Origin of the sequence: Salipiger abyssi, assembly GCF_001975705.1 — a bacterium.
Taxonomy (GTDB): domain Bacteria; phylum Pseudomonadota; class Alphaproteobacteria; order Rhodobacterales; family Rhodobacteraceae; genus Salipiger; species Salipiger abyssi.
This window is the reverse complement of record NZ_CP015093.1, coordinates 1,548,679-1,563,865: the sequence shown is the minus strand read 5'-3', so window position 1 is coordinate 1,563,865 and position 15,187 is coordinate 1,548,679. Positions and strand designations below refer to the sequence as shown.

Genomic DNA, 15,187 nt, shown 5'->3' with positions numbered 1-15,187 from the left:
CACAGGACGTCGCGTTATTCGCGAATCTCGTCGGGGGCCACACCCCAGAGCGCGGTTTTCCGGGCCCAGCCGTCATAGCCACCGGCGCTCAGCTCGCACCAGTCCTCGATACAGTCGCCAAGTCGCGCGATCACGCCCAGCGCCAGCTTGGCGGTCACCGGCATGCCGTCGCCGGCGCGGCTGTGCAGCTCCAGCATGTCCTGCTCGACCAGCACCGTGCGCACCCCCGACAGCAGCGAGTAATGCACCCAGCCGCCGGCGCCGTCGGCATCGCGCACACGGCGCCAGTGGCCATGCTCGGCGATGATCTCCAGCGGCATGTCGCGACGCTTGTAGATCCAGTCGATGCGGTGGGTGAGAGAGGGGCCGCGGCGTACATTGCCCTCGCTGGCCTTGAGCGAAACATAGCGTGGAAGCGGAAGGTTGGTGACCGGCCCGCGCTCGTCGGTGGCGCCCGCGGCGCCGCCCGCCAGAAGGGCCGCAACCAGCCCCGCGATCAAAGCGGATTTGCTCATTTCGATGTCCTGCCCGCGTTTTTTCCGCAGGGTTCTTGTGCCCCGCACGCTCATAAGACACTGTGCCATTCAGGACGAGCGATGGAAAGGGAGGGAAGGCGCGCCATGCCTCAGAAACGCCTGAGTGTTGTCGTGACGCGACGCTTGCCGGAAGCGGTCGAAACCCGGCTCAGCGAGCTGTTCGACGTGACCCTGCGCGAGGACGACACGCCGATGACCCGTGCCCAGCTGGCCGAGGCCATGGCGGAGGCCGATGTGCTGGTGCCGACGATCACCGACCAGATCGACGCCGGCCTGATCGGCCAGGCGGGCGAGCGGCTCAAGCTCATCGCGAATTACGGTGCCGGGATCGACCATATCGATGTCGAAACCGCCCGGCGGCGCGGCATCCTCGTCTCGAACACGCCCGGCGTGATGACCGACGACACCGCTGACATGGTGATGGCGCTGATGCTCGGCGTGACCCGGCGGATTCAGGAAGGCCTGCTGGTGATGCAGGCCGGCGAATGGCAGGGCTGGGCGCCGACCGCCTTTCTCGGCACCCGGCTGGGCGGCAAGCGGCTGGGCATCCTCGGCATGGGCCGCATCGGTCAGGCGGTGGCGAAACGCGCCCAAGCCTTCGGCATGCAGATCCATTACCACAACCGCCGCCGCCTGCGTCCGGAGATTGAGGACTCGCTTGAGGCGACCTGGTGGGAAAGCCTCGACCAGATGGTCGCGCGAATGGACGTGATCTCGGTCAACTGCCCGCACACGCCCTCGACCTTCCATCTGCTCAACGCGCGGCGGCTGCGGCTGCTGAAGCCCTCCGCCGTGATCGTCAACACCTCGCGCGGCGAGGTGATCGACGAGAGCGCGCTGACGCGGATGCTGAAGGCGGGCGAGATCGCCGGGGCGGGGCTCGACGTCTATCAGCACGGCATCAAGGGCAATCCGGATCTGGTGAACATGCCCAATGTGGTGATGCTGCCGCATATGGGCTCGGCCACGATCGAGGGCCGGATCGAGATGGGCGAAAAGGTGCTGTTGAACGTCAAGACCTTTGCCGACGGTCACCGCCCGCCGGATCAGGTTCTGCCGGCGATGCTGTAAGCGCGCGGGCGGTCAGATCCGCCCGAGCGCCGCGGCCCCGGCCATGAGCGCGGTCTCCAGCCGCCCCTGCCGGTGCAGACCGAGCTTTTGCCACCCGGCGAGCACACCCACCCCCTTGCGCCGGCGCAGCGCCGCGAAATCCTTCAGGATCGCGCGGTTCTCCTCGGTCAGCAGATGCTGATTGCGCTGGAGCGCGACGAGGTTGCGGGTGATCCAGTGATGATATTTCCCCTCCCAGATCGTCCCGAGCCTGGCATAGCGGGCGACCAGTCCGCGATTGCGGCCAAGCTGGTTCTCGTGGTGCTGGCGGTAGAATAGCGTCGGTTGCCGGTCATAGAGGATCGCGCCGCCCGCCCCGGCGATGAGCTGGTAGAACCACCAGTCGTGAAAGGCCGGCAGCGGATCGGTGCCGGCGGCGCGGGTCAGGGCGGCGGCGGCAGGTGACATCACCATGGTGTTGCCGCCGGCCACCGTCTGGATAAGCGCGTTGCGGAATGAGGGCGGGCGCGGCCAGAGCGGCGAGGTGCCCAGCGGTTTCTCCGGCTCCGCGCCGACCTCGGTGCGTGAGCAATAGAGCGCGGCGCGCGGGCCGACCGTTTCGAGCTGGTCGATGGCGCGGCGCAGCCGGTGCGGAAACCAGATATCGTCCTGGTCGCAGAAGGCGACCGTCCCGTCGGGCAATTCCGGATGACAGAGCAGCGACAGGAAATTCGCGGCGACGCCCCGGCGCGGCCCGTCGAACACCCGCACCGTCTGCGGAACAGACCGGGCGAAGGCGGCGAGGATATCGCGGGTACGATCGGTCGAGCCATCGTCGCCGACCCAGAGCTGCCAATCGCGATGGCTCTGCCGGGCGATTGACGCGAGCTGTTCGCCCAGATGCGCCTCGCCATTGCGCGTTCCCATCAAGATCGTGATCTGCGTCATGATTGCCCCGGCCAAAGACTGGCGTGCCGCTTTCTCCGCGCCGCCCGGGATCCGGACGGGCTTGCGCAGCGCCCTGTAAATACCTCTTTGCCGGCGACGTAAATCATGACGTGCCCGTTCGTCATTCAATCCTTGGCGGAAACGCGCCCGTTCAGCGCCGCGCGCTCCGTATGCGGCATCATCCTCCCGGTGCCGCGTTTCGGCAAGCCTGTTCTTGCGTCCGGCCTTTGCGCGACGCGCCCGGCGGTTTTTCCGAAAAGCCTACGGAGATGCCCCGGAAGCGCCGCTTTTGCATCCGCCAGCCCGACACTTCGCCGCCGCACCCTGCGGCAACGTACTGTCTTTTGGGCTGAAAATGTGGGTGTGTCACTGTGGACGACAATAATGATGAGGCGCGTGCAGACCAGCACGCCAACGAGGCGGCATTCGGTGCCGCAGATACGAAGACTGACGGGTTTTCCGTCTCCGAGACCGGTTCGATCCAGGCGTCGGGCTTTTCCGTCGCGGGAATTTCCTCCGAGAGCATGGCGCCAGAGCTCGATCTTTCCTTTGTCGATATGCAAGCGCAGGCCAGATGGATGGCCGCGCAATATGGCGATATGGTCGCGTCGGATGCGGGTATTGCGGCGACGCCCATGGGTGTCGCCGGCTGGTCCACGATGGATGGTTCCGATCTTCGCGACGCGGTCGCGGAGGCGTCTTTCGGCGATATGCTCTTTACCGGGCGCCGGATGGCGGGCCTCTCCTCGATGAAATGGGAAGGCGACGGCAGCGTTCGCAACCTGCGCAATGCGGCGGTCAGCCTCGGTCATTTCGTCGAGTTGGAGATTGCCGAGGATTTCGAGGAGGATTTTCTCGAAAACCCCGGTCCAAACGGCATTGATCTCCCGGTCTGGCGCCTGCCCGCCGAGGCGGGACTGTTCGACACGGGCGGCGGTGCGCTCGGGGTGGATCTTTATGGTCCGATGATGGTGACCGTGGTCAAGGGCGTGCCCTTTGTGGTCGGCGGAGATACGGCGGGCAATGCCTTTGCGACCCTGTCCTCCGGTGGACCGCATCCGCTTAGCGCGACCGATCGCCTTTTGCATGGAATAGACACCGGCGTCGATACGCAGGACATGGCCTATGGTGGCGCGCCGTCCTTGCAAGCCCAAGCTGCGGAAAGCGAGGCAATCCAGCCGGATACAGTGCATATGGCCATGCAGACCCTGGGTATTTTCGAAGACGAGGCCTCGGACAGCTTTCACTTCCGATCCGTTGAAGACCGCGCGCCGATGGTGGGAATCGCAGCATCGGCCGACCTGCTGGACGAGATGCCGAACGGCAACCCGATGGATGGTCACGCTCTCGCACACGCTCCACATCATGCCGATGATGTAGCCGCCCTGGAAGCCGCGTCACTCGACCTCGACTATCAGGTCATACAGCCGGATGCGGGCGATCTGCCCGCCTGAGCGCAATACCCTGCGCGCGCCGCGATTACGGCGCGCGCAGGAATCCGGGTTCAGCTGACATCCTTGTAGCTGATTTCCTTCACGTCGCCGCCGGTTTTGCTGCGGCGCACATGCAGGCGGTTGAGCGCATTCACATAGGCGCGGGCCGAAGCGACCACCGTGTCGGTATCCGCCGACTGGCCGGTGGCGATCTTGCCGTCCTCTTCCAGACGCACCGACACCGTGGCCTGCGCGTCGGTGCCCTCGGTCACCGCGTTCACCTGATACAGCTGGAGCCGCGCCTTGTTCGGGTAGAGCTTGCGCACCGCCTTGAAGGTCGCGTCCACCGGGCCATCGCCGAATTCGTCGGCGCTCATCTCCTGGCCGCCCACTTCCATCTCCAGCACCGCCTCGGCGGGGCCGCCGGTGCCGCAGATCACCTTGAGCGAGACGATTTCGAGATGGTTGGCCTGCTCGCCCGCCATGGTGGCGGTGACCAGCGCGAGGATGTCCTCGTCATAGACTTCCTTCTTGCGGTCGGCGAGCTCCTTGAACCGCACGAAGATGTCCTTGAGCTGGTTGTCGCCCACATCGACGCCGAGATCCTTGAGCTTGGCGCGCAGCGCGGCGCGGCCCGAATGCTTGCCCATCACGAGGTTGGTGGCCGAGAGACCCACATCCTCGGGGCGCATGATCTCGAAGGTTTCGGCGTTCTTGAGCATGCCGTCCTGGTGGATGCCGCTCTCATGCGCGAATGCGTTCTTGCCGACGATGGCCTTGTTGAACTGCACCGGGAAGCCCGACACGGTCGAGACGCGGCGCGAGATATGCATGATCTTTTTCGTGTCGATCTCGGTAAAGAACGGCATGATGTCGCCGCGCGTCTTGAGCGCCATGACGACCTCTTCGAGCGCGGTGTTGCCCGCCCGCTCGCCGAGCCCGTTGATCGTGCATTCGATCTGCCGCGCGCCGCCCTCGACGGCGGCCAGCGCGTTCGCCGTCGCCATGCCGAGGTCGTTGTGGCAGTGCGTCGCAAAGATGATCTCGTCGGCGCCGGGCACCGCCTCGATCAGCCGCTTGATGAGATCGGCGCTTTCGCGCGGCGCGGTATAGCCCACCGTATCGGGGATGTTGATCGTCGTGGCGCCGGCCTTGATGGCGATCTCGACCACGCGGCAGAGGTAATCCCATTCGGTCCGCGTCGCGTCCATCGGCGACCATTGCACATTGTCGCAAAGGTTGCGGGCGTGGGACACCGTCTCGTGGATGCGGTCGGCCATCTCGTCCATGGTGAGGTTGGGAATGGCGCGGTGCAGCGGCGAGGTGCCGATAAAGGTGTGGATGCGCGGGCGCGGCGCGTGTTTCACTGCCTCCCAGCAGCGGTCGATATCGGGGATCTGGGCGCGGGCGAGGCCGCAGATCACCGTCTCCTTGCTGCGCTCGGCGATGTCCTTCACCGCCTTGAAGTCACCCTCGGAGGCGATGGGGAAGCCCGCCTCGATGATATCGACGCCCATATCCTCGAGCAGCTCGGCGATTTCGAGCTTTTCGTCATGGGTCATGGTGGCGCCGGGCGATTGTTCGCCGTCGCGAAGCGTCGTGTCGAAAATATACACGCGGTCTTGGGCTTGGTCGGTCATGTCTCTGAATCTCTGTAAGGTCTTCGTCCTGAGGTTTCGCCGGCGCGAAACGGTCCTCCTCTGAGCGGTCGCGCCGGGTCTGCGCGCTCAGAGGCGGGTTAGGAGAAGAGACAGGCCAAGCGCAAGCAGCGCGCCAAGGGCGCGGGCAGCGAAAGCGATATGGCCACGGGTCATCATGCGGCGGACTATACGCGCAAAAAGGTAAATGAAAACCCGCAAAATGCGCGATTTCCCGCGGAAAATCATGCCGCAGCGCAGCGCGCCCGAGACGGGGCTTGAGCGCCGGGGCGGCTGGTCCATATTGAACGCGGGGCATATGACAAGGGGAGAGCAGGGTTTGTTTGGACGGGTATTGCGCGCTGCGTGTCTGGCGATCGTGGTGCCGCTGATGGCGGTGGCGCAGGGGCGGGACGAGGCCAGCCTCTATGTCTTCGGCAACAGCTTGGTGCATTATCTGGGCGATGAGGCGCATTCCAATGTGCCGCACTGGATGGCCGAGATGGCGCAAGCCGACGGGCGGCGCCTGGCGCTGGACGGGCAATGGGGCTTTCTGCGCGGATTCGCCGAAAGCCTGCCGCCCCGGCCCAACTGGTCCTTCCCCGGGGTGACGAGCGCCTGGGATCCCGGGCGCGGCGCCTTCGGCGATGCCGGCATCGACGCGGTGCTGATCACGCCCGCGAACTTCATCCAGTACCAGCCGCCCGACGCCGCCTATGAAGGCGACAACCCCAGCGGAGAAAGCCCTCTCGGCGCCACCCGGACACTGGTCGACTGGGTTCAGAGCCGGGCGCCGGGTACGCCGGTCTATCTCTACGAGGGCTGGGCCGATATGGCGGGGGTCTCGAACCGCTTTCCGCCGTCGAACCGCGCGCTGCGGCGCTATCACGATTTCAATCGCGGCGAGTATCACGATTGGTACGAGACCCTGCTCGGCGATCTGCGCGAAGCCAGCCCTGCGGCCGATCTGCGGCTGATCCCGGTGGCACGGCTGCTGTCGCAGATGCTCGGCGAGGACGGCCCGCTGGCGGAGCTGCCGGTCGAGGCGCTCTATGTGGATTCCTCGCCGCATGGCACGCCGACGCTCTATTTCCTCGCCGCGATGATCACCTATGCGGCGATCTACGAGGCGCCGCCGCCCGAGGGTTACCGCCCGCCCGATACGCTGAACAGCGAGGTCGTTGCAGCCTATCCCGAGCTGTCTTCCCTGATATGGGAGGAAATCTCTAAGTCGGACATCTTTCAGGAGGCCGCCGCCCCCGCCCCGGTGCAAACCGCTGACGCTGTCGACGATACGCCGCTGCCGCCGCGCGGGCAGGTGGCGTTGCCCGAGCCCGGGGCGCCGGTTCAGGCGCTGCCGGCGCTCGGCATGGGGCTGAACGGCATCAGCGACTGGTCGACCCAGCAGCCCTTTATCGACGTGATGAAGACCGCGCGCGAATGGACAGGTCACCTGCCCGGCCAATGGGGCGGCGTCAGCGCCGAGGAACTGCGCGCCGAGGGTGTGCTCGACGAAAACGGCTGGCCGCTGCGCATCCCCGAACGGGTCGAGCGGCTCGAGGCGCTGCTGCTCACCGATCAGCCCGAAGACGCCGATTACCTGCGCGGCACTTACCTCGTGCTCTGGGACGGCAAGGGCGATCTCGATCTGACCGGGCGCGCGCGGCGGGTGCGCCATGGCGAGGGCGAGGCGGAATTCGCCTACAGCCCCGGCGAGGGCGCGGTCGGCATCTCGATCTCCGCCACCGATCCGGACGATCCGATCCGCAATATCCGGGTGATCCGCGAGGATCAGCGCGATCTCTACGAGCTGGGCGCGCTCTTCAACCCGCTCTGGATCGAGCGCATCCGGGATCTGCGCAGCCTGCGCTTCATGGACTGGATGCTGACCAACGGCTCTCCGGTGCAAAGTTGGGACGACCGGCCCCGGATGAGCGATTACACCTGGACCGCCTGGGGCGTGCCGCTGGAGGTGATGATCGCGCTCGCCAACGAGACCGGCGCCGATCCGTGGTTCAACATGCCGCATATGGCCGATGACGACTATATCCGCCGCTTTGCCGAGGCCGTGCGCGACGGGCTCGACCCGCGCCTCAGGGCCTATGTGGAATATTCCAACGAGGTCTGGAACCACATCTTTCCGCAGGCGGGCTGGGCCGAGGCGCAGGCCGATGTGCTCTGGGGCCGGTCGGAGGCCGGCTGGATGCAGTTCTACGGGCTGCGCGCCGCCCAGACCATGCGGATCTGGTCCGACGTGTTCGGCGATCAGGCGCAAGACCGGCTTGTCCGCGTCGTGGCCACCCATACCGGCTGGCCGGGGCTTGAGGAAAACATCCTGATGGCGCCGCTGGCCTATCTCCGACTCGGCCATTTCCCGCAGGAGGATTTCGACGCCTACGCCGTTGCTGGCTATTTCGGCTATGAGCTCGGCGGCGAGGAGATGGCGCCGCAGATCGACGGCTGGCTGTCCCGTGCCGAGGATCAGGCCCGCGCCGAGGGCGAGGCGCAGGGGCTGCAACGGGTGGCGCTGCGCGAATTCGTCAGGGTACGGCGCTATGAGGCGGCGGTGGCACCGGTGGCCCTGGCGCTTCAGGAGGGTTCGCTCAAGGAGCTGATCGGCGAGGTGCTGCCTTATCACGCCGCAGCGGCGGAGGCGGCGGGGCTGCGGCTGGTGATGTACGAGGGCGGCACCCATGTCACCGCGCAGGCCGCCCGGGTCGAGGACGAACGGCTCACCGGGTTCTTCCGTTATTTCAACTACACGCCAGAGATGGCCAAGCTCTATGAAGAGCTGCTGACCGGCTGGGTCGATGCCGGCGGCACGCTCTTCAACGCCTTTGTCGATGTCGCCCCGGCGAGCAAATGGGGCAGCTGGGGCGCGCTGCGGCATCTGGACGATGCCAACCCGCGCTGGGACATGCTGATGACCTACAATGCCACCGCCCCCTCGGGATGGGAGGCGCGCGACGCGGCGGGTTTTGCCAATGGCGTGCTGCGGCGCGGCGGCAGCGGTGCCGATACGCTGGAGGGCACGCCGGAGGAGGATATCCTGCTGGGCGGTGCCGGTGACGACGTGTTGACCGGCGGTGGCGGCGACCGGCTGCATGGCGGGCCGGGGCAGGACCGGGCGGTTCTGCCCGGTGCGCGCGAGGACTACCGCTTTGCGCGCGAGGGCGACCGGCTGGTCGCCACCGGGCCGGAGGGCGCGGTGACGCTTGTGTCGATCGAGGCTCTGAATTTCACCGGCGCGCCGCAAGACACCGTTCCGACGGCGGGGCTCTGAGGGGCGGATGCGGTCAGCGCGCGGGCGCCTTTTTCGGCGCACGGCTGCGGTCGGAGGCGACCGGCACCACATCCAGCCAATCCGCATAGGGCGCGCCCTGCGCACGGGTCAGCAGCGTCTCCAGCGCATCGAGCGGCGCCTCGGCATAGTCGATGCGCAGGGTCAGCGGCGGGTGATCCGGGTGCAGCACCAGCAGCGCCGCCGATTGCAGCCCGCGATAGTCGGAGGCATCCGCATCCGCCGCCCGCAGACCTGCCAGCAGCCGCGCCGCCATATCGCCCCGCGCGTCGAGATAGCCCTGGCGCAGCGCCGGCAGCACACCGTCCCCGCCCAGCATATTACCGGCCACCACGAGCCCCGGCTCGGCCATGTGATGCGCCACCGGCAGGCTCTCGGCCCCGGTAAAGGCGCCGGTGCCGCCGGTGAGATCGAGCGCCGCGAGCTGGCGATGCGCCCGACCGGGATCGGCGCCGGTCAGCCGCGCCACCGCATCCGCAGCGGGCTCGCCATCGCGCATGGCGTCGAGCACTTCCTCGCCCCAGATCGTCGAGGGCGCGGTGCCCTGGCTGGCCGAGAGGCCCGAATCGACACGCCCGCGCAGCACCCAGCCGCCGACGCAAAGGCTGCCGGTGGCGGCGGCACCGCCGTAAGTGCCGGTTTCGCGGTCATGGACGAGAAGCGAGAAGGTCACGGGCGTCTCCGATGAAAGATTTCCATTGAATTTATCACGATAATTTGCCTCCATTCAATTCATCATGAAAAATTCCGTCCCCGGATCAACAGAGAGGATGAAAAAATGGGAGTTCTGAACTGGACCCGGAGGGGCGTTCTTGCCGCGGGCACCGCGCTGGCGCTGAGTATGGGCATGCAGGCCGAGGCGCAGACGCCGCCCGGCGTGCTGATCGTCGGACAGATCGCCGAGCCCAAGGCGCTCGACCCGGCGGCGGTGACGGCGGTGAACGATTTCCGCATCCTGATGAATGTCTATGACGGGCTGGTGCGTTACAAATCCGGCACGCTCGAGGTGGAGCCGGCGCTGGCCACGGATTGGGAGATCTCGGAGGACGGCACCGAATACACCTTTACCCTGCGCGAGGGCGTGTCCTTCCATGACGGTGCGCCTTTTAACGCCGAGGCGGTGGTGTTCAATTTCGAGCGCATGCTGAACGAGGATCACCCCTATCACGACACCGGCCCGTTCCCGCTGGCCTTCTTCTTCTCGGCGGTCGAGACCGTCGAGGCGGTGGACGATCTGACGGTGAAATTCACCCTGAATGCGCCCTACGCACCCTTCCTGTCGAACCTCGCCTATCCCACCGGGCTGATCGTTTCGCCGGCGGCGGTGGAGCAATACGGCGCCGATTTCGGGCGCAACCCGTCGGGCACCGGGCCGTTCACCTTTGCCGAATGGCGGTCGAACGAGGCGGTGGTGGTCGAGGCGAACCCCGAGTACTGGGACGGCGCGCCGGGGCTTCAGGCGGTGGTGTTCCGCCCGATCACCGACGCCAACACCCGCACCGCCGAGATGCTGGCGGGCGGCATCGACATGATGGTCGAGGTGCCCCCGGTGGCGCTGTCGGAATTCCAGGGCGATACCTTTCAGATCTTCGAGCAGGCGGGGCCGCATGTCTGGTTCCTGATCCTGAACGCCAAGGAAGGCCCCTTTGCCGACAAGCGCGTGCGGCAGGCGGCGAATTACGCGATCAACAAATCCGCGCTGGTGGATGACGTGCTGGAAGGCACGGCCGAGGTTGCCGCAGGCCCGACCCCGCCGGCCTTTGCATGGGCCTATAACGAGGCGCTGGAGCCTTATCCCTACGACCCCGACAAGGCGAAGGAACTGATCGCCGAGGCGGGCGCCGAGGGGGCGGAGCTGACCTTTTACGTGACCGAAGGCGGATCAGGCATGCTCGACCCCATTGCCATGGGCACGGCGATTCAGGCGGATCTGAACGCGGTGGGCTTTGACACCAGGATCGAGACCTATGAATGGAACACCTTCCTGGGCCAAGTGAATCCGGGGCTGGAGGGCAAGGCGGACATGGCCGAGATGGCCTGGATGACCAACGACCCCGACACGCTGCCCTTCCTCGCGCTGCGCACCGATGCCTGGCCGGACAAGGGCGGGTTCAACTCGGGCTACTATTCCAATCCGGAGGTCGACACGCTGCTGGAAGAGGCCCGCGTCGCCACCGATCAGGACAAGCGCGCCGAGCTCTACAAGGAGATGCAGAGCATCGTGCAGGAGGATGCGCCCTGGGTCTTTGTCGCGAACTGGAAGCAGAACGCGGTGACCAGCGACCGGGTGGAAGGGTTCGAGCTGCAACCCTCCTTCTTCCTGCTGCTCGACGATGTGGTGAAGAACTGATCCCTGTGACGAGCGGTTTCGGACCGGGCTGCGCCCGGCCCGACCGGCGGGGGCTGCGCCCCCCGGCCCCCCAAGATGAGTATTTCTGGAAAGATGAAAGTGCTGGGGCGGATTTGACGGGATCCTTGCAACCGACAGGGGGTGCCCTTGGGTAGCTATATTCTGAAACGGCTGGTTTCGGCGATCCCGGTGCTTCTGGGCATCACGGTGATCGTCTTTGCCATCATGGCGCTGATCCCCGGCGATCCGGCGACGGCGATCCTCGGCTCCTATGCGACGCCGGAGAATGTCGAGAAGCTGAACCGCGACCTTGGGCTCGATAAGCCGGCGGTGCAGCGCTATTTCATCTGGCTTTTCAATATGGTGCAGGGGGATTTCGGGCGGTCGTTTTCATTGAACCGACCCGTTCTGGACGAGGTGCTGGACCGGTTCGGCGCGACACTGGTGCTCGCGGGCACCTCCTTTGTGCTGTGTTCGCTGATCGGGGTGGCGGCGGGGGTCGTGTCGGCGGCACGTCAGTACGGCTTTGCCGACAAGGCGATCACCTTCGTGGTGCTGCTGGGGATCTCGATCCCGTCGTTTTTCCTCGGCATGATGATGATCCTGATCTTTGCGGTGCAGCTGCGCTGGTTTCCCGCCTCGGGCATGTGGCCGATCTATGGCGACCGTAACCTGCTGGTGCTGCTGGATCACCTGTTGATGCCGGCGCTGGCGCTGGCGGTGGTGGCGACCGGCGTGGTGGCGCGGCTGTCGCGCTCGGCCATGCTGGAGGTGCTGCGGCAGGACTATATCCGCACCGCGCGGGCCAAGGGCGTGCCCGAGCGCGGGGTGATCTGGCGCCACGCGCTGCGCGCCGCCATGGTGAGCATCATCCCGGTGCTGGGCATTCAGGCGGGCTTTGTGCTGTCGGGCGCGGTCTATATCGAGATGGTGTTCCAGTGGCCCGGCGTGGGGCGGATGCTGGTGGATGCGATCCTCAAGCGCGACATCCTGCTGGTGCAGGGCGGCGTGGTCTTTGTCGCGGCCTGCTACGTGCTCTTCAACATCGTCGTGGACGTGGCGCAGAGCCTGCTGGACCCGAGGATCAAGACATGAGCTTTCTCTCGCTTCTCGCCCGCAACCGTCTGGCGCTGGCCGGGCTGATCGTCATGGCCCTGGTTGTGCTGCTGGCGCTGGTCACGCCGCTTTTGCCGCTGGCCGATCCGGATGTGACCAATACCGGCAACCGCTTCCTGAAACCGTTTTCCGAGGGCGCGCTGCTGGGCACCGACCATCTGGGGCGCGATCTGCTGTCGCGGCTCCTGTGGGGCACGCGGCTGAGCCTCGCGGTGGGGTTCGCCGCAGCGGTGATTGCCGCCGTGCTGGGGGCCGCCGTGGGGATCATCGCGGGCTATTACGGCGGGCGGGTGGACAATCTGATCATGCGCGGCGTCGATATGCTCATGGCCTTTCCCTATATCCTGCTGGCGCTGGCCATTGTCGCGGCGCTGGGGCCGGGGCTGCTCAATGCGCTGATTGCGGTGGCCGCCGTCAATATCCCGTTCTTTGCGCGCAATATCCGGGGCATCACCGTGGGCATCGCGCATAAGGAATTTGTCGATGCGGCGAAGCTGGCGGGCATGGGCGATGCGCGGATCATCGTCAGCGAAGTGCTGCCCAATGTGATCCCGGTCATCGTGATCGCCATGTCCACCACCGTGGGCTGGATGATCCTCGAAACCGCCGGGCTGTCCTTCCTGGGGCTTGGCTCGCAGCCGCCGCAGGCGGATCTGGGCTCGATGCTGGGCGAGGCGCGCTCGGCGCTGATCACCAATCCGCATACCTCGGTGGTGCCCGGTGTGATGATCCTGATCATCGTCATGGCGATCAACCTGCTGGGCGACGGGGTGCGCGACGCGCTCGATCCGCGCCTGCGCTCGGGCGCGCTGACCCGGCCGATGGCGGCCACGACGGTGCGGCGCAAGGGGCCGGTGCCGGAGCCTGAGGGCGAGAATGTGCTGAACCTGCGCGGGCTGGAAACGCAGTTCCATGTGAAGGACCGCATCTATCGCGCCGTGGGCGGGGTGAGCTGGGGGGTGAAGCCCGGCGAATGCCTCGGCATCATCGGCGAGAGCGGGTCTGGCAAATCGGTGACAGCGCTGAGCGTAATGGGGCTGGTGGCCTCGCCGCCCGGCATGATCACCGGCGGGGCGGTGCATTACAAGGGCGAGGATCTGGTCGGCGCGCCTTATGAGCGGCTGCGCTCGCTGAGGGGCCGAGAGGTGGCTTATATCTTCCAGGATCCGCTGGCGACGCTGCACCCGCTCTACAAGGTCGGCGATCAGCTCGTGGAGGCGATCCGGGTGCATCACCACGTCTCGGACAAGGAGGCACGGGCCAAGGCGCTGGGGCTCCTGAAGGATGTGCGCATCCCCAATGCCGAGAGCCGGCTGGAGAATTACCCGCACGAGATGTCGGGCGGCATGCGCCAGCGGGTGGGCATCGCCATGGCGCTTGCCAACGATCCGGAGGTGATCATCGCCGACGAGCCGACCACCGCGCTCGACGTGACCGTGCAGGCGCAGATCCTGTCGCTGCTCGATACGCTGCGGCGGGAAAAGGGGCTGGCCATCGTCTTCATCACCCATGATTTCGGCGTGGTGGCGCAGCTCTGCGACCGGGTGGCGGTGATGTATGCGGGCCGCATCGTCGAAGAAGGCCCGACGCAGATGGTGCTCGACGCGCCGGCGCATCCCTATACGCGGCGGCTCATCGCCTGTGTGCCGGAGCTGGGCGAGGGCAAGCGCGAGCTGCACGCCATTCCCGGCCTGCCACCGGCGGTGAACGACCTGCCGCCGGGCTGTGCCTTTGCCCCGCGCTGCGACAAGGCGACGGAGGCCTGCCGTCAGGGCGAGATCGCGCTGGAGGCGCACGGGCCGCGCAAGCTGCGCTGCCTCTTTCCGGAAACCGAGCTGGAGGCCGCGCAATGAGCATCGCTCTGAAACTCGACGCGCTGTCGAAGACCTTTGTCGTGGGCAAGCAGCTTTTCGGGCCGCCGAAGGGGCGGGTGCATGCGGTGCATCCGGTGACGCTGGAGGTGCCCGAGGGCGAGACGCTGGGTATCGTGGGGGAGTCGGGCTGCGGCAAGTCCACGCTTGCGCGGATGCTGGTGGGGCTGCTGGAGCCCACGGGCGGCAGTATCGAGATCGCCGGAAAGCCGCTCGACAATGCCGACCCGGCGGTGTTCGGCAAGCGCATCCAATATGTGTTTCAGGATCCGATTTCGTCTCTGAACCCGCGCAAGACCGTCCGGCAGATCATGGAGACGCCGCTGAAACGCCTGCACGGGATGGACAAGGCGCAGCGGGACAGGCGGATTTCCGAGATTTTCGCCCAGGTGAACCTGCGCGAGGAGTTTCTCGACCGCTACCCGCACGAGTTTTCCGGCGGGCAGGCGCAGCGCATCGGCATCGCCCGGGCGCTGGCGGCGGAGGCGAAGATCCTGATCCTCGACGAGCCGGTTTCGGCGCTGGACGTCTCGGTGCAGGCACAGGTGCTGAATCTGCTGGCAGAGCTGAAACAGCGGCTGGGTCTGACCTATCTCTTCATCAGCCACGACCTCGCCGTGGTCGAGGCGGTGAGCGACCGGGTGGCGGTGCTCTATTTCGGCTCGGTGGTGGAGGTCGGAAAGGCCGAGGACGTGTTCTCGAACCCGCACCACCCCTATACCAAGCTGCTGGCCGAGAGCGCTCCGGTGGTGGGCCGCGCGCTCACCGCGCCGGAGGGGCGCGAGACCGAGCTGCCCGACCCGCTCAACCCGCCGAAGGGCTGCGCCTTTCGCGCGCGTTGCCCTTATGCGGGCGAGCGCTGCGCCGAGGAGGTGCCGCAGCTCACGGGGGAGGGGCATCAGGCGGCGTGCTTTCACCCGCTGCGCTGACGTTTCGGGCCGGCCC

General features: G+C 66.4%; 11 protein-coding genes. 7 read left to right on the top strand and 4 right to left on the bottom strand.

Annotated elements, in window-relative coordinates; translation table 11 throughout:
- Positions 1-14: 14 nt before the first annotated feature.
- The gene (locus Ga0080574_RS11110; protein WP_076698796.1) at positions 15-515 is read right to left on the bottom strand and encodes an SH3 domain-containing protein; all 501 of its coding nucleotides are present in this window, start codon (positions 513-515) and stop codon (positions 15-17) included.
- Between the two features lie 105 nt (positions 516-620).
- Here Ga0080574_RS11110 and Ga0080574_RS11105 point away from each other — a divergent pair, with 105 nt between their 5' ends.
- Positions 621-1,607, top strand: a complete 987-nt coding sequence (locus tag Ga0080574_RS11105; RefSeq protein WP_076698791.1) for a 2-hydroxyacid dehydrogenase — start codon at positions 621-623, stop codon at positions 1,605-1,607.
- A 12-nt stretch (positions 1,608-1,619) separates the two neighbouring features.
- On the opposite strand, the gene Ga0080574_RS11100 is transcribed toward Ga0080574_RS11105, so the two are convergent.
- Positions 1,620-2,534, bottom strand: coding sequence for a glycosyltransferase (locus tag Ga0080574_RS11100; protein ID WP_076698788.1), 915 nt, complete (start codon positions 2,532-2,534; stop codon positions 1,620-1,622).
- A 371-nt stretch (positions 2,535-2,905) separates the two neighbouring features.
- Between Ga0080574_RS11100 and Ga0080574_RS11095 the strand changes: the two genes are divergently transcribed.
- Positions 2,906-3,988: a hypothetical protein gene (locus Ga0080574_RS11095; protein WP_076698785.1), complete on the top strand. Its 1,083-nt coding sequence runs from the start codon at positions 2,906-2,908 to the stop codon at positions 3,986-3,988.
- Positions 3,989-4,038: 50 nt separating this feature from the next.
- Here the strand turns inward: Ga0080574_RS11095 and Ga0080574_RS11090 are convergent, their stop codons facing one another.
- Entirely contained in the window at positions 4,039-5,607 is a 1,569-nt protein-coding gene (locus Ga0080574_RS11090; protein ID WP_076698782.1) for a 2-isopropylmalate synthase, read from the bottom strand.
- Positions 5,608-5,959: 352 nt separating this feature from the next.
- Here Ga0080574_RS11090 and Ga0080574_RS26800 point away from each other — a divergent pair, with 352 nt between their 5' ends.
- Positions 5,960-8,887: a calcium-binding protein gene (locus Ga0080574_RS26800; protein WP_237219359.1), complete on the top strand. Its 2,928-nt coding sequence runs from the start codon at positions 5,960-5,962 to the stop codon at positions 8,885-8,887.
- 13 nt (positions 8,888-8,900) lie between these two features.
- On the opposite strand, the gene Ga0080574_RS11080 is transcribed toward Ga0080574_RS26800, so the two are convergent.
- Positions 8,901-9,578, bottom strand: a complete 678-nt coding sequence (locus Ga0080574_RS11080; RefSeq protein WP_076705886.1) for a DUF1028 domain-containing protein — start codon at positions 9,576-9,578, stop codon at positions 8,901-8,903.
- Positions 9,579-9,683: 105 nt separating this feature from the next.
- Here Ga0080574_RS11080 and Ga0080574_RS11075 point away from each other — a divergent pair, with 105 nt between their 5' ends.
- From Ga0080574_RS11075 to Ga0080574_RS11060, 4 genes are all read left to right on the top strand, one after another.
- Positions 9,684-11,255 carry an ABC transporter substrate-binding protein gene (locus Ga0080574_RS11075; RefSeq protein WP_076698779.1) on the top strand — a complete coding sequence of 524 codons (1,572 nt, stop codon included), beginning with the start codon at positions 9,684-9,686 and terminating at the stop codon, positions 11,253-11,255.
- Between the two features lie 147 nt (positions 11,256-11,402).
- Positions 11,403-12,350 carry an ABC transporter permease gene (locus Ga0080574_RS11070; protein WP_076698776.1) on the top strand — a complete coding sequence of 316 codons (948 nt, stop codon included), beginning with the start codon at positions 11,403-11,405 and terminating at the stop codon, positions 12,348-12,350.
- Positions 12,347-14,224 carry a dipeptide/oligopeptide/nickel ABC transporter permease/ATP-binding protein gene (locus tag Ga0080574_RS11065; protein ID WP_076698773.1) on the top strand — a complete coding sequence of 626 codons (1,878 nt, stop codon included), beginning with the start codon at positions 12,347-12,349 and terminating at the stop codon, positions 14,222-14,224. The genes Ga0080574_RS11070 and Ga0080574_RS11065 overlap by 4 nt, the downstream gene beginning before the upstream one ends.
- Positions 14,221-15,171 carry an ABC transporter ATP-binding protein gene (locus tag Ga0080574_RS11060; protein WP_076698770.1) on the top strand — a complete coding sequence of 317 codons (951 nt, stop codon included), beginning with the start codon at positions 14,221-14,223 and terminating at the stop codon, positions 15,169-15,171. The genes Ga0080574_RS11065 and Ga0080574_RS11060 overlap by 4 nt, the downstream gene beginning before the upstream one ends.
- Positions 15,172-15,187 lie beyond the last annotated feature (16 nt).